Annotated in this window: 20 protein-coding genes; 4 read left to right on the top strand and 16 right to left on the bottom strand. The window is 72.9% G+C overall.

Annotated features, from left to right (window positions below; genetic code table 11):
- Positions 1-30: 30 nt before the first annotated feature.
- The 7 genes from RF645_RS07320 to RF645_RS07290 all read right to left on the bottom strand — a co-directional run bounded on the left by RF645_RS07320 (position 31) and on the right by RF645_RS07290 (position 8704).
- On the bottom strand, positions 31-894 hold the full coding sequence (locus RF645_RS07320) for a sugar phosphate isomerase/epimerase (RefSeq protein WP_058871862.1): 864 nt from the start codon (positions 892-894) through the stop codon (positions 31-33).
- The gene (locus RF645_RS07315; protein ID WP_058871863.1) at positions 891-1877 is read right to left on the bottom strand and encodes an exopolyphosphatase; all 987 of its coding nucleotides are present in this window, start codon (positions 1875-1877) and stop codon (positions 891-893) included. The genes RF645_RS07320 and RF645_RS07315 overlap by 4 nt, the downstream gene beginning before the upstream one ends.
- A gap of 64 nt (positions 1878-1941) precedes the next feature.
- A complete protein-coding gene (gene topA / locus RF645_RS07310; RefSeq protein WP_259871116.1) occupies positions 1942-4749 on the bottom strand; it encodes a type I DNA topoisomerase in 2808 nt (935 codons plus the stop codon).
- Between the two features lie 258 nt (positions 4750-5007).
- A complete protein-coding gene (locus RF645_RS07305; RefSeq protein ID WP_231861249.1) occupies positions 5008-5448 on the bottom strand; it encodes a pyridoxamine 5'-phosphate oxidase family protein in 441 nt (146 codons plus the stop codon).
- A 44-nt stretch (positions 5449-5492) separates the two neighbouring features.
- Positions 5493-7199, bottom strand: coding sequence for a methyltransferase (locus tag RF645_RS07300; RefSeq protein ID WP_368818869.1), 1707 nt, complete (start codon positions 7197-7199; stop codon positions 5493-5495).
- Positions 7196-8212 (bottom strand): rhodanese-related sulfurtransferase, encoded by a 1017-nt coding sequence (locus RF645_RS07295; RefSeq protein WP_058871866.1) that lies wholly within the window; start codon positions 8210-8212, stop codon positions 7196-7198. Before RF645_RS07295 ends, RF645_RS07300 begins: the two co-directional genes overlap by 4 nt.
- 39 nt (positions 8213-8251) lie before the next feature.
- The gene (locus tag RF645_RS07290; RefSeq protein ID WP_368818868.1) at positions 8252-8704 is read right to left on the bottom strand and encodes a pyridoxamine 5'-phosphate oxidase family protein; all 453 of its coding nucleotides are present in this window, start codon (positions 8702-8704) and stop codon (positions 8252-8254) included.
- A gap of 158 nt (positions 8705-8862) precedes the next feature.
- Here RF645_RS07290 and RF645_RS07285 point away from each other — a divergent pair, with 158 nt between their 5' ends.
- Both RF645_RS07285 and RF645_RS07280 read left to right on the top strand, forming a co-directional pair.
- Complete coding sequence (locus RF645_RS07285) at positions 8863-11244, top strand: DEAD/DEAH box helicase (RefSeq protein ID WP_368818867.1); 2382 nt, start codon at positions 8863-8865, stop codon at positions 11242-11244.
- A 102-nt stretch (positions 11245-11346) separates the two neighbouring features.
- Positions 11347-12060, top strand: coding sequence for a PIG-L deacetylase family protein (locus RF645_RS07280; protein WP_368818866.1), 714 nt, complete (start codon positions 11347-11349; stop codon positions 12058-12060).
- Positions 12061-12148: 88 nt separating this feature from the next.
- Here RF645_RS07280 and RF645_RS07275 read toward each other — a convergent pair whose 3' ends face one another.
- From RF645_RS07275 to ssd, 7 genes are all read right to left on the bottom strand, one after another.
- On the bottom strand, positions 12149-12595 hold the full coding sequence (locus RF645_RS07275) for an Rv3654c family TadE-like protein (protein WP_006213781.1): 447 nt from the start codon (positions 12593-12595) through the stop codon (positions 12149-12151).
- Positions 12585-13001, bottom strand: coding sequence for a TadE family type IV pilus minor pilin (locus RF645_RS07270; RefSeq protein ID WP_006213782.1), 417 nt, complete (start codon positions 12999-13001; stop codon positions 12585-12587). The genes RF645_RS07275 and RF645_RS07270 overlap by 11 nt, the downstream gene beginning before the upstream one ends.
- Positions 13002-13114: 113 nt before the next feature.
- The gene (locus RF645_RS07265; protein ID WP_006213783.1) at positions 13115-13375 is read right to left on the bottom strand and encodes a DUF4244 domain-containing protein; all 261 of its coding nucleotides are present in this window, start codon (positions 13373-13375) and stop codon (positions 13115-13117) included.
- Between the two features lie 102 nt (positions 13376-13477).
- A complete protein-coding gene (locus RF645_RS07260) occupies positions 13478-14095 on the bottom strand; it encodes a type II secretion system F family protein (protein ID WP_058871867.1) in 618 nt (205 codons plus the stop codon).
- Positions 14092-14916 carry a type II secretion system F family protein gene (locus RF645_RS07255; RefSeq protein ID WP_153005723.1) on the bottom strand — a complete coding sequence of 275 codons (825 nt, stop codon included), beginning with the start codon at positions 14914-14916 and terminating at the stop codon, positions 14092-14094. The genes RF645_RS07260 and RF645_RS07255 overlap by 4 nt, the downstream gene beginning before the upstream one ends.
- Positions 14913-16121 (bottom strand): TadA family conjugal transfer-associated ATPase, encoded by a 1209-nt coding sequence (locus RF645_RS07250; protein ID WP_058871905.1) that lies wholly within the window; start codon positions 16119-16121, stop codon positions 14913-14915. The genes RF645_RS07255 and RF645_RS07250 overlap by 4 nt, the downstream gene beginning before the upstream one ends.
- A complete protein-coding gene (gene ssd / locus RF645_RS07245) occupies positions 16118-17563 on the bottom strand; it encodes a septum site-determining protein Ssd (RefSeq protein ID WP_153005724.1) in 1446 nt (481 codons plus the stop codon). Before ssd ends, RF645_RS07250 begins: the two co-directional genes overlap by 4 nt.
- 163 nt (positions 17564-17726) lie before the next feature.
- On the opposite strand from ssd, the gene RF645_RS07240 reads away from it, so the two are divergent.
- Complete coding sequence (locus RF645_RS07240; protein WP_058871869.1) at positions 17727-19565, top strand: bifunctional 3'-5' exonuclease/DNA polymerase; 1839 nt, start codon at positions 17727-17729, stop codon at positions 19563-19565.
- 12 nt (positions 19566-19577) lie between these two features.
- Here RF645_RS07240 and RF645_RS07235 read toward each other — a convergent pair whose 3' ends face one another.
- The gene (locus RF645_RS07235; protein ID WP_058871870.1) at positions 19578-20357 is read right to left on the bottom strand and encodes a CoA pyrophosphatase; all 780 of its coding nucleotides are present in this window, start codon (positions 20355-20357) and stop codon (positions 19578-19580) included.
- Positions 20354-21316 carry an endonuclease III gene (nth, locus tag RF645_RS07230; RefSeq protein ID WP_235586808.1) on the bottom strand — a complete coding sequence of 321 codons (963 nt, stop codon included), beginning with the start codon at positions 21314-21316 and terminating at the stop codon, positions 20354-20356. Before nth ends, RF645_RS07235 begins: the two co-directional genes overlap by 4 nt.
- A gap of 126 nt (positions 21317-21442) precedes the next feature.
- Here nth and acs point away from each other — a divergent pair, with 126 nt between their 5' ends.
- Positions 21443-23392, top strand: coding sequence for an acetate--CoA ligase (acs, locus tag RF645_RS07225; RefSeq protein ID WP_058871871.1), 1950 nt, complete (start codon positions 21443-21445; stop codon positions 23390-23392).
- Positions 23393-23483: the final 91 nt, after the last annotated feature.

The following is a 23483-nucleotide window of genomic DNA, read 5'->3' as shown; positions in this document are numbered from 1 at the left end:
ATGCTTCTGGCATCCACCCTAGGAGGCGCCTCAGACGCTGTGCGAGCCCCGCCCCTCAGGGCCCTCGGTCGGCTCTGCGGGCCCTGCCCCGGGGCCCTCCGCCGACTGCGCGGCCCCGAGGGCCATGTGGGTGCGAGCGAAGTCGAGGGACTCGGCGAGCATGGCATCGCGGGCCTCGTCATCGTCGGCGCCGCGGGTGTTGATCTCCACGCCGATGACGCCCTCCCAGGAGCTGGCGCCCAGCAGCTGCAGGGTCTCGGCCACCGGCTGCTCGCCGTGCCCGGGCACCAGGTGCTCATCCGAGGTGCCGCCGTCGCTGCCGTCGGTGAGGTGCACGTGGCCCAGCCGCGGCAGCAGCTCGCGGACGGCAACGAGCGAGTCGACCTTGGCGATCGAGGCGTGGGAGAAATCCCAGGTCACCCACTCGTAGTCGAAGCGGCGCGGGTCCCAGTGGGGGCGGTACATCTGCAGCTCCCGGCCGGCCACGCGCCAGGGATACATGTTCTCCACGGCGATCTTCACGCCGGTCATGTCGCCGACGGCGCGGATGCCCTCCACGAAGCTCTCGGCGTACTTGTGCTGCCAGGCGAACGGCGGGTGCGCCACGACCACCTCGGCACCGACCTCCTCGACCATCTTGGCGGCGAGCTGGATCTTGGTCCACGGCCTGCCCCAGACCTGCTGGGTGAAGAACAGGGTGGGCGCGTGGATCGCCGATATGGGGATCTGGTAGATCTGCACCGCATCAAGCAGCTCGTGGGTCAGCTGCGTGGTGCGCTGATGCGTGACCAGCACCTCCACCGAGTCGTAGCCCAGCTCGCTGGCGGTGCGGAAGACCTCGGGCATGGAGCCCAGGAACAGGCAGCTCGAGGACATGGCGACATGGGTGCTCATGCGTGGGCCTCTCGTCCGATCAGGCTGTGGGGCGGGTTCAGGACGGTCTCGGGATCGGCGCCGAGCCGGTCCATGCGCCGCAGGATGAGGCCCTCGCGCAGGGCCCACGGGCAGATGTCCAGGCTCTGGACCCCGAGCATGTCCATGGCCGTCTCTGCCGCGATGCCTCCGGCCAGCATCTGCTCGGCGCGGTTCACGGAGACCCCGGGCAGGTCCGAGCGCTCCTGGACGGTCATGGCCTCCATGCGCCGGGTCCACAGCCGCAGGTCCTGCAGGTGCATGGTCCGCCTCACGAACTGGCCCGCCCCGGAGGGAGCGGCGCCGCAGATGCGGGCCAGGGAGCGGAAGGTCTTGGACGTGCCGACCACGAGATCCGGGGCGCCCTGCGCCAGGATCGTCTCCACGGCCGGCTCCAGGGTGCGCCGCACGTGCTTGCGCAGGGCCTTGACCTCGCTGGGCCGCACCGGGTGCTGCGTGAGGAAGCTGCGCGTGAGGCGCCCGGCGCCCAGGGGCGTGGACACCGCTGCCGCCGGAAGCCCGTCGTGGCCGATGGCCATCTCGAAGGACCCGCCGCCGATGTCCAGATCCAGGATCGTGCCCGAGCCCCACCCGGACCAGCGGCGCACCGCGGAGAACGTGACCGCGGCCTCCTGATCCCCGGAGATCTCGGTCAGGGTGACCCCGGAGCGCGACTGCACGTGATCGAGCACATCGGCGCCGTTGCCGGCCTCCCGGATCGCCGAGGTCGCGAACGCCAGCAGATCCTCCGCCTCGTGCTCGGCGGCGACGTCCCGGGCCTCGATCACGAACGCGGTCAGCGCATCGCGGCCCTGGTCCGAGATGCATCCGGCCTCGTCCAGGTACTGGACCAGGCGCAGGCTGACCTTGTGATCGGCGAAGGCCTCGGGCCGCGAGCCCGGGTAGACGTCGAGCAGCAGCAGATGGACGGTGTTGGACCCGACGTCCAGGACTCCCAGGCGCATGCTGGCTCCTTCAGGTGATCGATCGGTCGACCGAGCGGGAGCCGCCGCGGGCCCCGCCGCGGGCTCACGAAGACGCGGAGGTCTTCTTCCGGGTGCCCGCGCGCTTGGTCGTGGAGGCCCCGGACGGCTTCTTGGCCCGGGAGCCCGACGACGAGCGGGTGGTCTTCTTGGGGGCCGGGCCCTTGGCGCGCTTCTCCGAGAGCAGCTGGGAGGCCCGCTCGGCCGTCATCTGCTCCACGGACTCCGAGCGCGGGATGGTCACGTTGGTCTCGCCGTCGGTGATGTACTCGCCGAAGCGCCCGTCCTTGATGATCATGGGCTTGTCCGTGATCGGATCCGTGCCCAGGTCCTTCAGCGGCGGCTTGGCGGCACCGCGGCCGCGCTGCTTCGGCAGGGCGTAGATCCGCTGTGCCTCCTCGAGGGTGATCTCGAAGATCTGCTCCTCGCTGGACAGCGACCGGGAGTCCGAGCCCTTCTTGAGGTACGGCCCGTAGCGCCCGTTCTGGGCGGTGATCATCTCGCCGTCCTTGTCGGCGCCGACCTCCCGCGGCAGCGAGAGCACCTTCAGGGCGTCGTCGAGGTCCACCTCCTGGATGTCCATGGAGGACAGCAGCGAGGCCGTGCGCGGCTTGGGCTTGTCGATCTTCTTGGGCTTGGGCTTGCCGTTCTTGTAGTACTCCGTGGGGATCGCATCGAGCTCCTCCTGCGTGGGCTCGGGGATCACCTCCGAGACGTACGGGCCGTAGCGGCCGTCCTTGACCACGATGGTGCGCCCGGTCTGCGGATCCTGCCCGAGCTCACGGCCATCGGCGCGCCCGATCTCCATGAGCTCCTCGGCCTTCTCGGCGGTGAGCTCATCGGGGGCCAGGGTGTCCGGGACGTTGGCGCGCACGGGGTCCGTGACCTCGCCGGTCTCCGGATCGACCCCGCCGCCGGACTCCAGGTACGGGCCGTACTTGCCCACGCGCAGGTCGATCGTGTCCGTGACCTTAAGCGTGTTCAGCGCCCGGGCATCGATCTCGCCGAGGTCGTCGACGATGGCCTTGAGGCCGTCGTCGGGCTCGTCCTCGCGGCCGAAGTAGAACCGCTGCAGCCACTGCGTGCGGTCCTCCTCCCCGCGGGCGATGCGGTCCAGGCCCTCCTCCATCTCGGCCGTGAAGTCGTAGTCGACGTAGTCGCTGAAGTGCTCCTCGAGCAGCCGCACCACGGAGAACGCGGTCCACGACGGGATCAGGGAGGTGCCGCGGACCTTGACGTAGCCGCGGTCGGTGATCGTGGAGATGACGGCGGCGTAGGTCGACGGACGCCCGATGCCGAGCTCGTCCATGGCCGCCACGAGCGAGGCCTCCGTGTAGCGGGCCGGGGGCTTGGTGCTGTGGCCCTCGGCGGCGATCTCCTGGGAGGTGAGGGCGTCGCCCTCCTCCATCTGCGGCAGGCGGCGGTCCTTGCGGCCCTTCGCCTCGCCGTCCTTGCCCTCGGTGGTGTCCGGGGCCTCGCGGTAGGCCGAGAGGTAGCCGTTGAACGTGATCACGGTGCCGGAGGCGCTGAACTCCGCCTTGCGGCCGTCGGTGCTGGTCGCGGCCAGGCGCAGGGTCGCGGTGAAGCCCTTGGCATCGGCCATCTGCGAGGCGACGGTGCGCTGCCAGATCAGCTCGTAGAGCTTGAACTCGTCCGCCGACAGCGAGCCGCGGACCTGATCCGGGGTGCGGAAGGAGTCGCCGGCGGGGCGGATGGCCTCGTGGGCCTCCTGCGCGTTCTTGGACTTGTTCGCGTAGCTGCGCGGGGCATCCGGCACGAAGTCCCCGCCCCACAGCTCCCGAGCCTGCTTGCGAGCAGCGCTCACGGCCTGCTGCGACAGCGCGACCGAGTCGGTTCGCATGTAGGTGATGTAGCCGTTCTCGTACAGGCGCTGGGCCACCTGCATGGTCGAGCGCGACGAGAAGTGCAGCTTGCGCGCGGCGTCCTGCTGCAGCGTGGAGGTCGTGAACGGGGCCTTGGGGCGCGAGAGGTAGGGCTTGGTCTCCTGCTGCGCGACCGTGAAGGCGGCCTCGGACAGCCCCTCGGCCAGCGAGCGTGCCTGCTGCTCGTCCAGGTGCGCGACGGCCTCCGGCTTGCGCAGCTGCCCGCGGTCGTCGAAGTCGCGGCCAGTGGCGACCTTTCGCCCGTCCACGCTGGACAGCCGCGCCTGGAAGGCGCTGCCGGCGTCGGGCCCGGAGACCGGGGCGAACTCGCCGGTCAGGTCCCAGTGATCGGCGGTCACGAACGCCATGCGCTCGCGCTCGCGCTGCACCACCATGCGGGTGGCCACGGACTGCACGCGCCCGGCCGAGAGCCCGGAGGAGACCTTGCGCCACAGCACTGGGGAGATCTCGTAGCCGTAGAGGCGGTCCAGGACGCGGCGGGTCTCCTGGGCGTCGACCAGGTCCTTGTCCAGCTCCCGCAGCTCGCCGAAGCCGCGCTCGATCGCCTCGCGGGTGATCTCGGGGAAGGTCACGCGGTAGACCGGGACCTTGGGCTTGAGCACCTCGAGCAGGTGCCACGCGATGGCCTCGCCCTCGCGATCGCCATCCGTGGCGAGGTAGAGGGCGTCGCTGTCCTTGAGCTTGCGCTTGAGCTCGGCGACCTTCTTCTTCTTGTCCGTGCTGACCAGGTAGTACGGGTCGAATCCGGACTCGACGTCCACGGCGAACTTGCCGTAGGGACCCTTCTTCATCTCGGCGGGCAGGTCCGAGGGCTGGGCCAGATCCCGGATGTGGCCCATGGAGGAATCGACCTCATAGGCGTCGCCCAGGTACCCCGCGATGGTCTTCACCTTCGAGGGGGACTCGACGATGAGCAGGCTCCTGCCTGATCCCGGGTTCTTCTGGGCCACGGTCGCTCCTAGGGGATGGGGACACCCCGGCCATCCTCCGCGCCGGAAGCGCGGGAGCCGGGAGGCTGCGGTGGACGAGCGCTTGCCCGTCCGATCGCCCCCACCATATAGCCGCCGCCGGACAGCCCCCGACACACGGGGTCGCGCCCGACCCTCCGGGCCGGCGCCGTCCGCGGACCCGGCCGCTCCCTCAGCAGACGACAACGGCCCGAGGGGGATCCCCTCGGGCCGTGCAGGTGGAGCAGAGGCGCTGCGGCGTCAGTCCTGGTCGTCGTCCTCGGAGTCGTCCGCGGGTCCGACAGGGAAGGAGCGGCCGTGGATCTGATCGGGCTCGATCACCACGAAGACCGGCTTGAAGCTGCGCACCCAGGTGCGCAGTCCCAGCGACTCGGCGAGCTCGCGCTCCTGCGCGTCGTCCACGCGGCGAGCCCGGCCCTGCAGCACGACCGAGGAGACGCGCAGCCTGTCCTCGTCCCGGTGATCGGCCTCGAAGGCGACCTGGTCGTTGACGGTCAGAGCGGCGAGCTTTGAGCCCGGAGCCGTGCGGAACCACAGCTTCTTGCCGTGGACCACGAAGTTGACGGGGAAGATGTCGACGAAGCCGCCGGCCTGCACGGCCAGGCGCCCGAAGGGCTCGTCGTCGAGCAGCTGCCACATCTCGTCACGGGTCAGGTCGCGGTACGGGTTCTCTGCAGTCATGCCTGCCATCCTCCCACCTCGGAAGCCGAGGCGGTAGGCGCAGATCAGGCCCTGACGGCCCCGGCGCGGTCCTCGGCAGCCGGCTCCAGGAAGCCGTCGACCAGCAGGCTGCGGGTCTGCGCCAGCAGATCCAGCGCCTCCTGCGAACGCTGCCCGGCGGGAGCCTCCCACCCCAGCAGCATGCCCAGGGCCTCGACGATCTGCCTGACGCTGAGCTCGCCGTCGCAGGCGCCCATCAGTCCGGCGGCTGCCGAGGTCAGGACCGCCGTGCGCTGCAGGCCGGCGCCCTGCCGGACGAGGATGACGGCCGGGTCCTCGGCTCCCGGGCGCCCGTGGCGCTCCTCGGTGACGTGCTCGGGCACCTCCAGGTGCAGCTCCTCCCAGGCCGGGCCCAGGCGCTCCAGCTCGAGCTCCCTCTGCACGGCCTCTGCGAGCACGCCGCCGACCGGCTGCTGAGCCGGGTGGCCGATGTGCTCGAGCCTGCGGCGGACGGGGCTCGTGCGCCCGGCTGCGGGGCGATCCAGGCGCACCCACCCGAAGCCGACGCCGGCGACCCCGCGGGCCTCGAAGTCGTCCAGGTACGCCGCGTAGGCCTGCTCCCACCGCTGCTGCTCGAGGTGCTCGGAGGCATCGCGCAGCCAGGTCTCGGCGTAGGCCTGCGGGGACTCGATCTCGCGCTGGATGACCCAGGCGTCCAGCTGCGCGGGGATCCAGCCCTCCACACGCCGCGACCAGGCGCGCTCCAAGCTGCCTCCGCCGCGCTCGACGTCCTCGGCCCGGATCTCCCAGTTGCCCAGCAGGTGCGCGCTGCCACCCGGGGCGAGCACGGATCCCAGATCGCCGAGCAGCTCGGCCACGAGGGCGTCGCCCTCCCTGCCGCCGTCGCGGTAGGTGTAGCGGGAGGACGCGTCCTCGCCGGGCGTGCGCGGGGTGATCACGAACGGCGGGTTGGACACGACCAGGTCGAAGGACTCGCCCGCGACAGGCTCGAGCAGCGAGCCCTGCCGCAGCTCGATGCGCCGTTCGAGGTCCCAGGGGTCCAGGCGCAGGGCCTGGGCGTTGAGCACCAGGTTGAACCGAGCGAAGGCCAGGGCGCGCTCGGACAGGTCGGTGGCGACCACGCGATCGACCCGGCGCAGCAGGTGGAAGCTCTGCACGCCGCAGCCGGTGCCCAGATCGAGCGCGACGGCCGCCGGGCGCGGGTCCGTGATCTGCACGAGGGTCTGCGAGGCGCCTCCGACGCCCAGCACATGGTCACGGCGCAGCGGCGCGCCCGGGCGCTGGAACGCGCTGTGGTCGGAGGCGATCCACAGGTGGAAGCCGTCGTCCGCCTGGTGGACATCCAGGTCCACCAGGCTGCGGACCTGCCCGTGCGCGGTCTCCACCAGCCGGAGGTGCTCGAGGTCCTGAACGCGGATGCCCGGCAGGGCCGCCTCGAGATCACCGGAGCCGACGGGGCGTGCCAGCAGCAGCAGCTCGACGAGCACGGCCAGACGACGATCGGCCGACGGCGCCGTCTCCGCCGCGGCCTCGAGGCGGCGGAGGACTCGAAGCGCGGGGACCGCCTGATCGCGGGCCAGGGCCTCTGCGGCCTCCGTCCCCAGCAGCTCGGCGATCCGCTCGGCGCGGAAGCCAGCGTCCTCGAGAGCCAGCCCCAGGCGGGCCAGCAGCGCGGGGTCATCCGAGCGGGGCGCCTCCGGGACATCCGCGAAGTCGGGGGTGCGGGCGGTCTCGTGCGCTCCCGTGCTCATGCGCCCTCCTGGGTGCTGGTCGACGGATCGGTCGGGCGGGCGTCCCCGGTCTCGGGGGCCGCAGCCGGTGTGGAGGAGCTCTGCCCGGAGTGGGCCTCGGGCGGCAGAGGGGCGCCGGTGCGGGCATCCCGGCAGCCATCGGGGCAGCGCAGGCCCGGGCCGTCGCGGTGAGCGGCCCGGTGGTCCTCGCACATCAGCAGGCGACGGTGGCAGCGGGATCGGGCGCAGTTCTCGAAGCGCCGGGCGTCGGCGCCGCAGAGGTCGCACTGCCCGATCACGGCGGCGTCCTCGGAGAACTCGAGGGCCCCGCGGTCGTCGAACACGGCCAGGGAGCCCTGCCACAGCCCGGCATCGCCGCGGGCCTCGCCGTAGCGCACGATGCCGCCGTCGAGCTGGTAGACCTCGCGGAAGCCGCGGCGGCGCATCATGGCCGAGAGGAACTCGCAGCGGATCCCGCCGGTGCAGTAGGTGACCACGGGACGGTCCTTCAGGTGGTCGTAGGCCCCGGAGTCGAGCTCGGCGGCGAAGTCGCGACTGGTCTCCACGTCCGGGACCACGGCTCCCTGGAAGCGCCCGATCCGGGCCTCCCAGGCGTTCCGGCCGTCGAAGAGCACCAGGTCCTCGCGCTGAGCGGCCATGTCATCGAGCTGCTGCGGGCTCACGCGCACGCCGCCGTCGACCACGCCCTGCTCGTCCACGGCGACCTCGTCGGGGGCGCCGAAGCCCACGAGCTCTCGGCGCACCTTCACCGACAGCCGCGGGAAGTCCGCGGCCGAGCCGTCCGACCACTTGAGCTCGAGGTCGCGGAAGCCGGGGTGGCGCCGGGTGGCCTTGGCGTACTGCTTGAGAGCGCCGACCTCCCCGCCGACCGTGCCGTTGAGACCCTGCGGGGAGACGATGATGCGCCCGCGCAGGCCCCATCGCTCGCACAGGGCCTCCTGCCACAGCGCGATCGCCTGCGGATCCGGCAGGGCGACGATCCGGTAGTGGAGCAGGATGCGTTCGACAGTCACCGCACCAGGCTAGCCGTGCAGCAGCCGGCCGTGGACGGCTCAGCCCTGCAGCGAGAAGCGCCTGCCCGTGACCTTGTACGGGTCGATCTCCACGACCTCGAGCTTCACGGTGTCCAGCCACGGGCGCAGGTCCAGGCGCTCGAAGCGCTCGAGGTCCTTCGGGTCCGTGAGCGTGCGGGCATGGCCGCGCACGATGACGGACCAGGCCTGGCCTCCAGCCACGTGATCGACCTCGAAGGCGACCTGCGAGTACAGGGTCAGGCGCAGCAGCTTGGAGCCGCGGGCCGAGCGGAAGTAGAGCTTGCCGTCATCCGCGATGAAGTTGACCGGGGTGATCTCGATCTCGTCGCCGTCGCGAGTGCCCAGGCGTCCGAAGCGGCTCTCGCCCAGCAGCTCCCAGCACTGCTCGTCGCTCAGCGGCTCGGCCGGGGCCTGATCCTGTGGCTCGTCGTGCTCCGGCATGGGGTCGGGGTGGAGGATGTCCTTGTCCATGGCCACATGATGGCCCGCTTCTGCCGACTGCGGCGAGGACTTGCCCGGGGTTTCTGCCGCGGGTCCCGCTGAGCCCGTCGTCGTCCCCACGAGCGCGCGGCGTGCGCGCACCGGACCGGTGCGCTGACGCCGGCCTGCCGCGGTGGGACAATGCGCGGATGCACGAGCCCCATCCCCTGCTCCCGCTGCTCGGTCGCGGCGCCGACCCCGAGCAGGTGCGCCATGTCCGCGAGCTGCCGGGACGCGAGGCCGAGACCGCTGCGTGGCCGGAGACGATCCACCCCGATGTGGTGGCGGCCTACGGCGCCATGGGCATCGACAAGCCCTACGCCCATCAGGCCCGGGCCATCCGCGCGGCCGGCGAGAGCCACGTCATCGTGGCCACCGGAACGGCCTCCGGCAAATCGCTGGCCTATCAGGCGCCCGTGCTCTCCGATCTGCACCGCGGGCGGCTGGCCGCGCGCGGGGCACCGGGCAGGCTCCAGCACCCCGACGAGGCCACCGCGCTCTACCTCTCCCCCACCAAGGCCCTGGCCGCCGATCAGCTCAGCGCTCTCGAGGGGCTCATCCGCCGCGGCGGCGGGCCCGACGGCGTCGGCCTGGACGTGCGCGCGAGAACCTACGACGGCGACACCCCTGTCTCCGAGCGGCGCTGGATCCGCGATCACGCCGATGCCGTGCTGTGCAATCCGGACATGCTCCATGCGGGCGTGCTGCCCAACCACCAGCAGTGGTCGCGATTCCTGCGCCGGCTGCGCTGGGTGATCGTCGACGAGGCCCACGTCTACCGCGGCGTGTTCGGCTCCCACGTGGCCGTGGTGCTGCGCCGGCTTCAGCGGGTCGCCGCGCTCTACGGCGCCGCTCCCGTGTTCATCGGCGCCTCGGCCACCTCGGCGCGGCCGCAGGACTCATTCGCCCGGCTGATCGGGGCTCCGAGCGAGGAGGTCACCGCGATCCGCGAGGACACTTCACCCCATGGACCGGTCACGGTCGTGCTGTGGGAGCCCGAGCAGTCCGGGGCCGAGGGCGAGAACGGCGCACCCGTGCGGCGCAGCGCCGTGGTCGAGGCCGCCGAGATGCTCACCGACCTGGTGCTGCGCCAAGTCCGCACCCTGGCATTCGTGGGCTCGCGCCGCGGCTCGGAGACGATCGCGCAGATCGCCCACCGCCAGCTCGAGGAGGTCGAGCCCGGCCTGGCCCACCGCGTGGCCGCCTACCGCTCCGGCTACCTCCCCGAGGAGCGCCGCGAGATCGAGCAGCAGCTGCGCGACGGACGGCTGCTCGGGCTGTCCTCGACGTCCGCGCTCGAGCTCGGCATCGACATCGCCGGGCTCGACGCCGTGCTGGTGGCCGGCTGGCCCGGCACGCGCAGCTCGTTCTTCCAGCAGATCGGCCGCGCCGGCCGCGCCGGGCAGGACGCGCTGGCGGCGTTCATCGCCCGCGAGGACCCTCTGGACACCTATCTGGTCAACCATCACGAGGCGCTGTTCGACGATCCCCTCGAGGCCACGGTCTTCGACCCCGGCAACCCCTACGTGCTGGCTCCGCACCTGTGCGCCGCCGCCGCCGAGACGCCGCTGCGGCCCCAGGAGCTCGAGCTCTTCGGCCCCGGCGCCCCCGCGATCGTGGCGGCTCTCGAACAGGCCGGGCGCCTGCGTCGTCGTCCCACCGGCTGGTTCTGGACGCATGCAGAAGACCCGGCGGGCATGGTCTCGATCCGCGGCGACGGCGGCGGGCCCCTGCAGATCATCGAGACGGACACCGGCCAGCTGCTCGGCTCGATCGGCACGTCCCAGGCCCATCAGCAGACCCATCCCGGGGCCGTGTACGTCCACCAGGGCAGGTCGTACCTGGTCGATGACCTGGATCTGGAGCATCACCTGGTCTCGGTGACCCGCGCCCAGCCCGACTTCTGGACCTCGGCTCGCGAGGTCACCACCGTGTCCGTGATCGAGGAGGAGCGCAGCCAGCAGTGGGGCCCGGTGACCGTGCGCTTCGGGCAGGTGCAGGTGACCTCGCAGGTCGTGTCCTTCCAGCGCAAGGCCGTGCCCGGCAACGAGGTGCTCGGCGAGGAGCCGCTCGACCTGCCTCCCACCGACCTGCGCACACGCGGGGTCTGGTTCACCGCGCCGGGATCGGAGCTGGCGGCCGCCGGCATCGAGGAGCCGGATCTGCCGGGAGCGCTGCACGCCGCCGAACACGCGATGATCGGGCTCCTGCCGCTGCTGGCCACCTGCGACCGGTGGGACGTCGGCGGGCTGTCCACCGCGCTGCACGCCGACACCGAGCTGCCCACGATCTTCGTGCACGACGGCCACCCCGGCGGCGCGGGATTCGCCGAGCGCGGCTACGACGTCGCCCGGCGGTGGCTGCAGGCCACCCGGGACGCCATCACGGCTTGCGGGTGCGAGGCCGGGTGCCCGTCGTGCGTCCAGTCGCCCAAGTGCGGCAACCGGAATCAGCCGCTGGACAAGCAGGCGGCGGTGCGGCTGCTCGACGCCCTGCTCAAGGCCGCGCCGGTGGCCGAACCGCAGGAGTGAACCGGCGCTGCGCCCCGCGATCCCTGCGAGCGCGAGACCTGGCCCCGCTGCCGGTGCCAGACTGGGAGCCCGAATCGATTCTGGAAGAGGAGCGGATGTGCCATGGAGCTGCTGCCAGATGAGGACTTCCGCCGCGTGCTGTGCGTGGTGGCCCATCCCGATGACCTCGAGTACGGGGTCTCTGCCGCCGTGGCCAGCTGGGTCGCACGCGGTGTGGAGGTCTCCTACCTGCTGCTGACCAGCGGCGAGGCCGGGATGCAGCGCGATCCCGCCGAGACCGGCCCGCTGCGCGCCCAGGAGCAGGCCCGCGCCTGCGCGGAGGTGGGCGTCACGGACCTGACGATCCTCGATCACCCCGACGGCCACCTGGAGCCCTCGCTCGAGCTGCGCCGGGACATCGCCCGGCACACCCGCCGCGTGCGCCCGGATGCGGTGGTGACCATGACCTGGGCTGACGTGGTGCCGTGGGGACTGTCCATGGCAGATCACCGCGTGGCCGGACTCGCCGCCGCTGATGCCGTGCGCGATGCCGACAACCGGTGGGTCTTCCGCGAGCTCGCCGAGCAGGAGGGCCTCGAGCCGTGGGGCGCCACGTGGCTGCTGGTCTCCGGCTCCGACGAGCCCACCCACGCCGTGGACGTCAGCGGCGAGCCCCTGGAGCGCGGGATCGCCTCGCTCGAGCAGCACCGCGAGTACCTGGCGGATCTGCCGGGCCACCCGGCCCCGCGCGAGCTGATCACCGGCGTCACCGCGGAGGCCGGCCGCGAGCTCGGCGTGGAGGCCGCCGAGGCCTTCCGAGCCTTCCGGCTGCGCTGAGGGCCCTGACGGCGACGACCGCCGGCAGCTGCAGGCGGAGCTGTCAGGACACCCGGCGGCTGCCCCGGGCAGGGACGCCCCGCTCGCCTCATGAGAAGGGGCTGTCCTCCGGCGCCCCTGCGCGGCTTCGGCCATGGGCCTGACCGAAGACCGACAGCGACGGCGGCAGGTCGATTCCCACCTCCACGTCGACCGTGGTGGCCTCGGGACCCACGACCGCGCAGTCGAGAACCTCCGCGCCGTTGAGCTCGGCCAGCTCGGCGGCGACCTCGCAGGGCTGCCCGATCCGCAGACCGCGGGCGGTGTCGGCGGCGGCCAGCGCCGAGAGGTCGGCGGCGTTGCCGGCGCGATGGGTCAGGATCGCGGCCTGCCCCACTCCCAGCGCCGCGATGATCAGGAAGACGGCGACCAGGGCGAGGATCAGTCCGAAGACCGTCCCCGCACCGAGGTCGGGATGATGCCGCCGATCCCACGCGGATCCGTCGGGATCGTCGCCCAGGATCCCGGGGTCGAGCCCGCCGCCCTCAGCCCACATCGACGATCACCTCCTCGCTGAACGTCGTGGCCTCGGCCGATACCTCGAGCGACTCCCAGCGCCCCAGGACCCCGGGAGCGGGAAGCCGCACGGCTGCGGTGGCCCGGTCGTCGTCGCGCTGCACGGAGACCACGGCGTCGTCGCCGGCGATGGCCTCGGCCTCCCGCTGGGCGACGGCGGCGGATTCCCCGCGGGCCATCACGCGGGCGGCGGCTCCCGCCGCCTCCTCGGCGCGCACCTGCAGCATGGCCGCGCCGCCGCAGGCAAGGAGCACGGCCAGCAGCAGGACGATCGAGGGCAGGACGATGGCGGTCTCGACGGTCACGGCGCCCTCGTCCCGGGCGCTGCTGCTGTGGCGGTGCCGTGGCCGTGTGCGGCGGGCGAGCGCTGCGCGGATGCTGTTCATGGCGATGTCCTCTCGTTCCGGTCGTCGTCGGTCGGCCCGGTGCGCGCGGCACCGGGCCGACCGGGCCAGGGCCGGGAGGATCCGCGCGCGGAGAGCGCGGATCCTCCCGGCGATCAGATGGCGAGCGCCTTCTCGACGATCTTGAGCAGCAGGTCGGAGACGGCATCGGAGGCGAGGACCGCCGCCATGACGCCTCCGAAGGCGGCGGCGGCCAAGAGGATGATGGCGTACTCCACCGTGGAGGCGCCGAGGTCCGGATCCTGTGCGCTGAGCTCTCGACCGGGCTCGACGGTCCCGGACGGCTCCAGGGCGGTGACGACCTCCTCCGACGGCTCGAGCGAGGCGGGGGCGGTGGTGCGGGTGATGACGGACATGATGTCCCTCTCTCTCATTCGGGCCCCGGGAAGGGGCTCCTGGACCGGGCGGACGGTCGTCCGACCGGGGCTTATGGGCCGCCGCGGCTGCGACGGCGTCGCTCATCCGAGCAGGTCGGGCACGAGCCCGATGAGCACCGGGACGATGCCCCAGCACACGAAGGCCGGCAGGGAGCACAGCCCCAGCGGGACCATGAGGTGCACGGACAGCCGCTCGGCCGCCGCCTCCGCCCGGCGGTGCTCCGAGCGCCGGACCTGAGCGGAGGCCGCCCGCAGGGCCGAGGCCGACGGCGCCCCGGAGACGGCCGCGAAGGTCAGCGCCGAGCGCAGGTCCTGGACCTGGGGCGGAACCTCCCCGGCTGCCGACCAGGCCTGCTGCCACGACAGCCCCAGCCCGAGCGCGGTGGCCACGCAGCGAAGCGCCCGCCCGACGGCTCCGGAGTCCGTGCCGGCCAGCACCTCCAGAGCCCTGGAGACCGGGACGCCCGACTCGAGCATCGAGGCGACGAGCTCGATGAGGACCCCGGCGGAGACGCCTGCGGCAGCCTCGGTCCCGACGGGCGCCTCCGCCTCGGCCGCCGCAGCGGCCCTCGAGGCTCCGGGCAACCCGCTCGAGGTACGGCTCCTGCCGGGCAGCGGCGCGATCCCCGAGACGATCAGCGCTCCCAGGACCAGGAACGCGATCAGCGCCGCGCCGCGCAGGGTCTGCGGATCCGTCATGGCTGCCGCCTCCCCTGTGCCGCAGCAGGCGCCGCCCGGTGCCCGGAGGCGGCCTCTGCCTGGTGGACCATCCGGCGGGTCCACACCCGCCCGACGATCGTCAGGACCGCACCGAGCACGCCGGCGGTGATGCCCCAGGGTGTGGTCAGCAGCGTGCGCACCGGATCGGCGCCGATCAGCATCCCGAGCCCCAGGGCGAGCACCGGCAGCCAGGACAGGATCCGCACGGTGGCCTTGGCCCCCGCCAGGGCGGTCTCGCGGGCGGCATCGGCATCCAGGTCGGCCTCCGCGGCCTCGGCCACGCCCTCCAGCAGCGAGGCCAGAGGCGCTCCGGTGCGCTCGGAGACCTCCCAGCACCGGGCCAGATCCCGCAGCACGGAGACCCGTGTGCGCTCGAGCCGGCTGCGGCCTCGGCCCGCAGCGGCAGCCTGGGCCCGCAGCGTCTCGCCCGGACCGCGTCCGAGGGAGGCGGCTGCGGCGACGCTGCGGCTGATCCGCTCCTGAGCACGGATCGACCCGCTGGGCGCTACCGCCTGGGCGGCGGTCTGCGCGCTGACGGAGAAGACCGCCGACGGGGTCTGCCCCGCCCTGACCAGAGCGGCCAGCTGCCGGATCCAATCGACCCACTCGCCGGCCTCAGCGGCGGCATCGCGTCGGCGCAGCCGCCGAAGCAGGGACTCGATCCCGGTGGCCTCCGCCGGCACCGGTTCAGCAGCTGCGGCGCTGCCGAGGACACCGAGGTGCGCCGGCAGCTGCCGCGGGAGCCACAGCAGCACCGCGGCCCCGAGGAGCAGGGCGCAGATGGCCGCGAACGCGCTCATGAGCCGGCCTGCCCGGGACTGCGCGCGGCCAGCGCCGCGAACTCCGACCAGCCTGGGCCGAAGGATGGGCCCTGCGGCGTCTGCTCGAAGGCCGGGACCATGCGCAGCGCCCCCTGGTGCTCCTGCAGAAGCGAGACGGTGCGCAGGATCCGCCGACCGCCCTCGCGGTCCAGGTGGATCACCAGGTCCAGGGCCGAGCCGGCCTGCAGGGCCACCGCCTCCGGGGACATCCCTCCGAGGGCTCCGAGCGCTGCCAGGCGAGCCGGCACGGCATCGGCGGAGTTCGCGTGGACGGTCCCCGCCCCGCTGTGCCCCGTGTTCAGCGCGGTGAGCAGCTCCCGGACCTCGGCCCCGCGGCACTCCCCGATCACGATCCGGTCCGGGCGCATGCGCAGCGACTGCCGCACCAGATCGACCAGATCCACCGCACCGGCGCCCTCGACGTTCGCATGCCGGGACTGCATGCCGATCACGTGCGGGTGCTCGGGGCGCAGCTCGGCGGCATCCTCGATCAGCACGATCCGCTCGCCGACGGGGCAGGCCGACAGCAGCGCGTTGAGCACCGTGGTCTTGCCGGATCCGGTCGAGCCGGTGACCAGCAGGTTCGCCCCGCCGGCTGTGGCGGCCAGCAGAAGCTCCAGGATCTCGGGGCGCAGGGTCCCGGAGGCCACCAAGTCGTTCACGCTGAGCACGGCGCGGTGCCGGAAGCGCACAGACAGCAGCGTGCCTCCCGTGGAGATCGGCGGCAGCACCGCATGGACGCGGATGCCGTCGTCGGTCTGGACGTCGGCGCAGGGGTGGGCGTCGTCCAGACGCCGCCCGGCCGAGGCGATCAGGCGCACGGCCAGTGCGCGCACCTCCTCCTCGCTGCGGAAGGGGGACTCGACCCGCACGGGCCCGGCACCGGCCTCCCACCAGACCTCGCGGTGGCCGTTGATCCACACGTCGGTGAGCCCCTCGGCGGGCAGCATGGCCTGCAGGGCGCCCAGCCCGGTCAGCTCGGCGCGGATCCTGCGCACGGCGTGCAGGGTCCCTGCGGCGCTGAGGGCATGGCCGGACTCGCGCACGGCACGGGCGATCCGCTCGTCGTCCACGCTGCCGCCGTCGCTGAGCAGCGCCTCGCGGACCTCGTGCAGCAGCTGCGGGTCCAGGTCTGCGCCGCTCGTGCCGCGGAGGCTCGACGGCGTCGTCGTCTGGGCGCTCATGCCCGCCGCCCCCATCCAGTGCCGGCCGCGGAGGCGACGTCCTCGGCCAGCAGGCCGTGCAGCTCATCGAGCTGCTCCCACAGGGCAGCCGCCGTCTCGGCGTGGCGTCGCCTGCGCCCGCGGGGCAGCAGATCGCGGACCTCGCAGGCCTCCGCGACCCGCGCATCGAAGGGCAGCGCCCCCAGTGGACGGACGCCCAGGTGCTCGGCGGCGCCGTCGGCGGAGACATCGGAGATGGCCGGTCCGGCCAGGACGTACTCGACGGGGATCCCGCCGAGGCCCTGTCCGACGCGGAGGGCGCAGATCATCCCCCGGAGGGTGCGCGGCACGACCACCAGCACGGCATCGCACTGACCGGCCATCCGGAACGATCGTTCGGTGCCTCGGCCGAGGTCGAGCACGACCACGTCGCACGCACGGCGCAGCGTGCGCAGCACCTCGGGCACAGGCGCCTGCACGGGCTCGCGACGATCCCAGGACAGCCACCGGAGCGACTCCAGGCCCTCGATGTCCGGCAGCACCTCCCACAGCCGCTGCGAGCTCAGCGCCCCGTGGGATCCCACCAGATCCGGCCAGCGCAGCCCGCCGAGCAGCTCGGTGCCCAGCAGCAGATCGATGCCGCAGCTGTCGGGGTCGCCGTCCACCAGCACGACGTCGTGCTCCTGAGCCGCCGAGGCCGCCAGCCAGCAGGACAGGGTCGAGGCGCCCGCTCCTCCCGCAGCGCCCATGACGCCCAGCACCCCTGCGCTCATGCGTCCCGAGTCCGCATGCACATCCGCCAGCCGGTCGGCCAGCCACGGCTCGGCCGCCGGCAGCACGGCCACGGTGCACTCGCCCACGCGGGAGGCCAGCTCCCACAGGTCCTCGTCCTCGGCCGTCCCCAGCAGCACCGCCGGAGCCGGCAGCGTCCCTGAGCGCACCTCGGCGGCGCGGAGGCTGCGGGCATCCAGCAGGATCAGCTCGGCCGATTCCGCCGCCGCCTCCTCCAGCTGTCCGGGCTCGAGCCCGCGAGCGCGGCTCAGGCGCGCCTCGGCGGCAGCGCAGACCGCGGTCATCTCCTGGACCAGGCCGGCGTCCGCGCTGATCAGCACCACGCGCCGACCGGGCCCCTCGAGCACGAGGCCCGAAGGAGCCCTCTCCGCCCCGGGCGCAGCGACCGCGCGGGGGTCCGCAGCCGTCGGCTCGGCCGTCGCACGCAGCGCGGATGCCGGAGGCGGCACCGCAGCGCTCGCACTGATCACCGGATCACCCGCGGCCTGAGGCAGCCCGGGCAGCGAGCCCGCTCGCTCCAGCTCCCGGTCCGCGACGACCGCGTCGAGATCCGTCTGCCGCTCGGCCTCACGGTCCGCTCGCGCCGCCAGGTCGAGGGCGGCGGCGCGCCGCCCGGAGGGGCGTCGCCGCCGCTCCATCCGCGGCTCCTGGGGCAGGTGCTGTGCTGTCATGCCCCGAACGATGCGCCGCCGGCGGCCCCCTCGGGACGGCAGTCGCGGATCCGAGCACGCCCTGGCGGGGCGCTGCCGCCGATGCATGGCCTGTGGAGGCTCTCGCGCACGGGCGGGGGTCAGGGGCCCCTGTGCTGTCGGTGCCAACGGCGAGAATGCCGAAGTGCTGATCGTCGTGACCGCCCCGGATCCGCGCGCCGCGACCACAGGGCTCGCAGGCGCGAGAACCTCGGCCGTCCACTGGGCGCAGGTCCTCGACGACCTCACCCGGCCCCTCAGCGCCCCGCAGCAGCTGGACTCCACGGGGCTCGCCGCCTTCGTCCACGACCAGGACGCCCGGTGCCGGACGGAGACCGGCCGCAGCCCGCGCTGGGTCCTCGAGCGCTCGCCGCTGATCCTGCCCGGGCTGCTGGCCGCGGATCCGGCCGTGCCGCTGCCGCACCTGCACGACCTCCGACTGGTCTCGGCGATCCTCTCCAACGCGGCGAGCGCACCGGCCGCACGGGTGGATTACTCGCCGGTGCTCGAGCCGCTGCCGGCCCACGAGCACCCGGGGATCGCACCCGAGCCCCCGCCGCGCTCCGTGTGGAACGGTCCCGGCGAGGGCCAGATGGGCCTCTTCGACGATGCCCCGGAAGGCATGGCTGCCCCGGACTCGGACGCGGGGGGCGCCGAGCGGCTCTCTGCAGCCATCGAGGAGCTGCGCGCCCAGCTGGCCGCGATCGAGGGCTCCCGCTCCCCCGGGAAGCTGCGTCTGCTCTGCGGGCTCGAATCCGCCGGGGCGCTGCTGGCCGCGGACATGCACCGGATCGGGATCCCCTGGGACGCAGAGGTCCATCGCCGCCTGCTCGTCGAGGCGCTGGGCCCGCAGCCCGCGCTCGGACATCGTCCGGCCCGCATGGAGGAGGCCGTCCAGCGGGTCCGCCGGGTGCTGGGCGCCGCCGAGCTGAACCCGGATTCCCCCCAGTCCCTGCTGCGGGCGCTGCGCGGTGCGGGGCTCAACGTCAGCTCCACGAGCCAGTGGGAGCTCACCGGCTGGGTCCAGGCCGCACCGGTCTCCTCACCCGGGGAGCGCGAGCGCCGCGAGCAGCTGGTCGCCCCCGTGCTGGAGTACAAGAAGCTCTCCCGGCTGCTCACGGCCAGCGGCTGGCAGTGGCTCGAGTCCTGGGTGCGCGATGACCGCTTCCGCGCCGAGTACGTGGTGGGCGGCGTGGTCACCGGGCGCTGGGCCGCACGCGGCGGCGGGGCCCTGCAGATCCCCAAGGTGATCCGCTCGGCCGTGCGGCCGGGCCCGGATCGTCGACTGGTGGTCGCCGACGCCGCCCAGCTCGAGCCCCGCGTCCTGGCCGTGCTCGCCCGCGACGACGCCCTGGCCGATGCCTCTCGCGGTCGCGACCTCTACCTCTCGATCGCCGAGCGCGGCCGGGACTCCGGGACGGGACTCACCCAGCGCGATCACGCCAAGGTCGCTCTGCTCGGCGCCATGTACGGAGCCACGACCGGCGAGTCCGGCAGGCTCATGCCCCAGCTTGCCCGGCTGTTCCCGCAGGCCGTGGCCTTCGTGGAGCACGCCGCCCGCGTGGGCGAGGACGGCTCCCAGGTCTGCACCTGGCTCGGGCGCTGGTCGCCGCAGCCCGATCAGCGCTGGCAGGAGGCCGTGGCCCGCACGGCCAGCGCCGAGGACGAGCGCCGCGCAGCCCAGCTGCGCAGGTCGCAGGGGCGGTTCACGCGAAACTTCGTGGTCCAGGGCTCAGCGGCCGAATGGGCCATGGCCTGGATGGGCTGCGTGCGCGCGCAGCTGCATCGCCGCGGCCTGGACGCCGCCCTGGTCTTCTTCCTGCACGACGAGATCATGGTGGACTCCTCCGCCGAGCACGCCGAGGAGGTGGCCGATCTGGTGCGCGAGTGCGCCGAGCAGGCCACCGGGATCGTCTTCGGCCGGGTGCCGGTCGAGTTCCCGGTGACCGTGGCGGTCGTGGAGAGCTACGACCAGGCCAAGTGACGACGGTCCCGCTCAGCCCAGCGGCGCGGGACGGACGTCATCCTTCGGCCAGGGGCGAGCCCAGCCGGCTGCCTCGAGCACCCGGTCCAGCAGGATCCCGGTGAAGCCCCACACGACCACCTCGTCCGCGCCGCCCACCGGGTCAGTGATCTGCCGGGGCACGCGGAAGGCCGGCGAGCGGTGGCGCAGCGTGGGCCGGTTCGCCCCCTCGCGCGTGACCTCGGCGGTGTGGCGGCGGTCAGGATCCACCAGATCCAGCACCGGAACCCGGAAGACGAGCGATGACTCCGCATGATCCACCACGTCCACGGCCGAGGGCCGCGTCCACCAGCCGATGACCGGGGTCACGTCGTGCCCGGAGACCGGCACCGGCGCCTTGGGCAGTGCGCCCAGGATCTCGATCCCGGACGGATCCAGCCCCGTCTCCTCCTGCGCCTCGCGCAGCGCCGCGCGCACGTAGGCGGCTGCAACCGGCCCGCCGGGCAGCTGCAGGACGTCGTCCGGGTCCTCGGGGTCGCCGTCCTCGGGATCCAGCCGCCCTCCGGGGAAGGCCACCTGGCCGGGATGCGCGCGCAGGGTGGCGGCGCGCTGGATCAGCAGCAGGTCCAGATCGGCCGCGGGGCCGTCGGGGGCGAGCCCGTCCGACTCGGCGGCCACGTCGTCGAGCACCCCCACGAGGATCAGCACCGCAGATTCCCGCGGCGTGGTCCGGTGCTTGAGGACGTCGATGCGCAGCGGACCCTGCTCCCGCAGGGAGGCCACGGCGCCCAGCAGCTGCTCGCGGGCGCTCATGCGCTCAGCCCGTGCCCGGCCGCGCGCAGCTCGCGGCGCGTCCGACCCTCCATGTACCCGGCGAGCAGGTCCTCGCGCCCGGGCTTGAACTCGTAGGCCAGCAGCTGCGCGGCGGCCTCCTGCTCGACCGGGCCCAACCCGTAGGAGGGGCACAGATCCGCCACCGGGCAGACTCCGCAGGCAGGGCGCTTGGCATGGCAGATCCGGCGGCCGTGGTAGACGAGCCGGTGCGAGAGATCCGTCCAGTCCTCGGGCTCGAACAGCGCCCCCACCTCGCGCTCGACCTTGACCGGATCCTCCTGACCGGTCCAGCCGAAGCGGCGGGCCAGTCGGCCGAAGTGCGTGTCCACCGTGATGCCGGGGACGTCGAACGCGTTGCCGAGCACCACGTTGGCGGTCTTGCGCCCGACCCCCGGCAGCTTCACGAGATCCTCGAGCCGGCCCGGCACCTGTCCGTCGTGCTCGTCCTCGATCGCCTGGGCCAGCCCCTGCGCGGAGCGGGCCTTGGAGCGGTAGAAGCCCAGGGGCCGCAGCATCTCCTCGACCTCCGTGCGCGCGGCCTCAGCCAGCCCGCGCGGATCCGGCCAGCGCTCGAACAGCGCCGGGGTGGTCGCGTTGACGCGGACGTCGGTGGTCTGCGCGGAGAGCACAGTGGCCACGAGCAGCTGCCAGGGGCTGTCGAAGTCCAGCTCGGCCACCGCATACGGATAGGCCCGTCCGAGCTCCTGGTTGATCCGGCGAGCGCGGCGCTTGAGCGCCAGCGGGGTCTCCGCCCTGCCCGTGCGCGCACGGCGGGCCGCACCGGCGCGGGCCTTGGCCGGATCGACGATCCGCACATGATCCGGCACCGGCCCGCCCTGACGGCGGTGCAGCGGGTGCTGCCCGTGCTCGGCGCTGAGGTCGCTGACCGGCCCCGCGCTGGGCTGGGCTGGGTCCGCAGTGGGCTCGGGCTGGGTCATGGCCCCGATGCTACGCGGGGCCCACGACGCCCTCCGCCGCGTGCGACCCGCCTGCATTGGAGGTGGCTCGGAGGGTGAACTACTCTCGAGGCAGACGACAGTGACACACCGCACACCGGACTGGAGATGCAGCAGATGACCGATCAGCAGCAGAAGCCGACCTTCGCCCCGTCAGAGGAGTTCGCGGCTCAGGCGAACTTCGGCGCAGAGGTCTACGACCGTGCAGCCGCAGAGGGGCCGGAGTTCTGGGCTCAGCAGGCCCGCGAGCTGCTGAGCTGGTCCCAGGACTTCACCGAGACCCTGGACTGGTCGAACCCGCCGTTCGCCAAGTGGTTCGCCGACGGCACCCTCAACGCCGCCTACAACGCCGTCGACCGGCACGTGGAAGCCGGCAACGGCGACCGCACGGCCCTGCTCTTCGAGGGCGAGCCCGGCGACGAGCGCACCTACACCTACGCCGAGCTCAAGGACGAGGTCTCCAAGGCCGCCAACGCGCTGCTCTCGCTGGGCATCGCCAAGGGAGATCGCGTGGGCATCTACATGCCCATGGTCCCGGAGGCCGTGATCTCCATGCTGGCCTGCGCCCGGATCGGCGCGATCCACTCGGTGGTCTTCGGCGGCTTCTCCGCCGACGCCGTGCGCTCGCGCATGGAGGACGGCGAGGCCAAGCTCGTGATCACCGTGGACGGCTCCTACCGCCGCGGCAAGCCCTCGAAGATCAAGCCGGTCGTCGACGAGGCCCTGTCCAAGGGCGCCCCCACCGTCGAGAACGTGCTGGTGGTCAAGCGCAACGGCGAGGACGTCGAGTGGACCGAGGGCCGCGACCACTGGTGGCACGACCTGGTCGACGACCAGTCCGCCGAGCACGAGCCGGAGGCCATGAGCGCGGAGGACCCGCTGTTCATCCTCTACACCTCGGGCACCACCGGAAAGCCCAAGGGCGTGCTGCACACGACCGGGGGCTATCTGACCCAGGGCGCGTTCTCCATGAAGGCGACCTTCGACCTCAAGCCGGAGACCGACGTCTTCTGGTGCACCGCCGACGTCGGCTGGGTCACGGGGCACTCCTACGTGGCCTACGGTCCGCTGGTCATGGGCGCCACCCAGGTCATCTACGAGGGCACCCCGGACTCGCCGCACCGCGGCCGCTTCTGGGAGATCGTGCAGAAGTACGGCGTGACCACGCTGTACACCTCGCCGACCGCGATCCGCACCATGATGAAGTGGGGCGAGGACATCCCGGCCGAGTACGACCTCTCCTCGCTGCGCCTGCTGGGCACCGTGGGCGAGGCCATCAATCCGGAGGCCTGGGCCTGGTTCCACGAGCACATCGGCGGCGGACGCTGCCCGATCGTGGACACCTGGTGGCAGACCGAGACCGGCGCGCACATGATGACGCCGCTGCCGGGCGTCACCGTGGCCAAGCCGGGCTCGGCGCAGACCCCGCTGCCGGGCATCAGCCTGGACGTGGTCGATGAGTCGGGCGCGAGCGTCGGCAAGGGCGAGCAGGGCTTCCTCGTGGTGCGCGAGCCGTGGCCGTCCATGATGCGCACCATCTGGGGCGATGACCAGCGCTTCATCGACACCTACTGGTCGCGCTTCGAGGGCATGTACTTCGCCGGCGACGGTGCCCGCTTCGACGAGGACGGCGACATCTGGGTCCTGGGCCGCGTGGACGACGTCATGAACGTCTCCGGGCACCGCCTGTCGACCTCGGAAATCGAGTCCGCGCTGGTGTCGCACCCGTCGGTCGCCGAGGCCGCCGTGGTGGGCGCCGCGGATGAGACGACCGGGCAGGCCGTGGTCGCCTTCGCGATCCTCACCGACGACGCCGTGGACGAGAACCGGCCCAAGGACGAGCTGTCCGAGGAGCTGCGGGCGCACGTGGGCAAGGAGATCTCCCCGATCGCCAAGCCCAAGCGCGTGCTGATCGTCCCCGAGCTGCCCAAGACGCGCTCCGGCAAGATCATGCGCCGTCTGCTCAAGGACGTCGCCGAGGATCGCCCGGTCGGCGACGTCTCGACCCTGGCCGATCAGACGGTCATGGACCAGATCGTGGACTCGCTGGGCAAGTGAGCCCAGCGCAGGCCTGAGCCCGTCGGAAGGAGGGGCCGGGAGGAGCCGTGCGGCTCCTCCCGGCCCCTCCTTCCGCATCCACGGCGCGACG

Source organism: Kocuria sp. CPCC 205260 (assembly GCF_040981045.1).
Classification (GTDB): Bacteria; Actinomycetota; Actinomycetes; order Actinomycetales; family Micrococcaceae; genus Kocuria; species Kocuria palustris.
This window is presented reverse-complemented; position numbering and strand designations above follow the sequence as displayed.

Coding starts and splice junctions, on each gene's coding strand:
- RF645_RS07320 (WP_058871862.1), bottom strand. CDS start 894: ATGAGCACCCATGTCGCCATGTCCTCGAGCTGCCTGTTCCTGGGCTCC.
- RF645_RS07315 (WP_058871863.1), bottom strand. CDS start 1,877: ATGCGCCTGGGAGTCCTGGACGTCGGGTCCAACACCGTCCATCTGCTG.
- RF645_RS07305 (WP_231861249.1), bottom strand. CDS start 5,448: ATGACTGCAGAGAACCCGTACCGCGACCTGACCCGTGACGAGATGTGG.
- RF645_RS07300 (WP_368818869.1), bottom strand. CDS start 7,199: ATGAGCACGGGAGCGCACGAGACCGCCCGCACCCCCGACTTCGCGGAT.
- RF645_RS07290 (WP_368818868.1), bottom strand. CDS start 8,704: ATGGACAAGGACATCCTCCACCCCGACCCCATGCCGGAGCACGACGAG.
- RF645_RS07285 (WP_368818867.1), top strand. CDS start 8,863: ATGCACGAGCCCCATCCCCTGCTCCCGCTGCTCGGTCGCGGCGCCGAC.
- RF645_RS07280 (WP_368818866.1), top strand. CDS start 11,347: ATGGAGCTGCTGCCAGATGAGGACTTCCGCCGCGTGCTGTGCGTGGTG.
- RF645_RS07275 (WP_006213781.1), bottom strand. CDS start 12,595: ATGTGGGCTGAGGGCGGCGGGCTCGACCCCGGGATCCTGGGCGACGAT.
- RF645_RS07270 (WP_006213782.1), bottom strand. CDS start 13,001: ATGAACAGCATCCGCGCAGCGCTCGCCCGCCGCACACGGCCACGGCAC.
- RF645_RS07265 (WP_006213783.1), bottom strand. CDS start 13,375: ATGTCCGTCATCACCCGCACCACCGCCCCCGCCTCGCTCGAGCCGTCG.
- RF645_RS07260 (WP_058871867.1), bottom strand. CDS start 14,095: ATGACGGATCCGCAGACCCTGCGCGGCGCGGCGCTGATCGCGTTCCTG.
- RF645_RS07255 (WP_153005723.1), bottom strand. CDS start 14,916: ATGAGCGCGTTCGCGGCCATCTGCGCCCTGCTCCTCGGGGCCGCGGTG.
- RF645_RS07250 (WP_058871905.1), bottom strand. CDS start 16,121: ATGAGCGCCCAGACGACGACGCCGTCGAGCCTCCGCGGCACGAGCGGC.
- ssd (WP_153005724.1), bottom strand. CDS start 17,563: ATGACAGCACAGCACCTGCCCCAGGAGCCGCGGATGGAGCGGCGGCGA.
- RF645_RS07235 (WP_058871870.1), bottom strand. CDS start 20,357: ATGAGCGCCCGCGAGCAGCTGCTGGGCGCCGTGGCCTCCCTGCGGGAG.
- nth (WP_235586808.1), bottom strand. CDS start 21,316: ATGACCCAGCCCGAGCCCACTGCGGACCCAGCCCAGCCCAGCGCGGGG.
- acs (WP_058871871.1), top strand. CDS start 21,443: ATGCAGCAGATGACCGATCAGCAGCAGAAGCCGACCTTCGCCCCGTCA.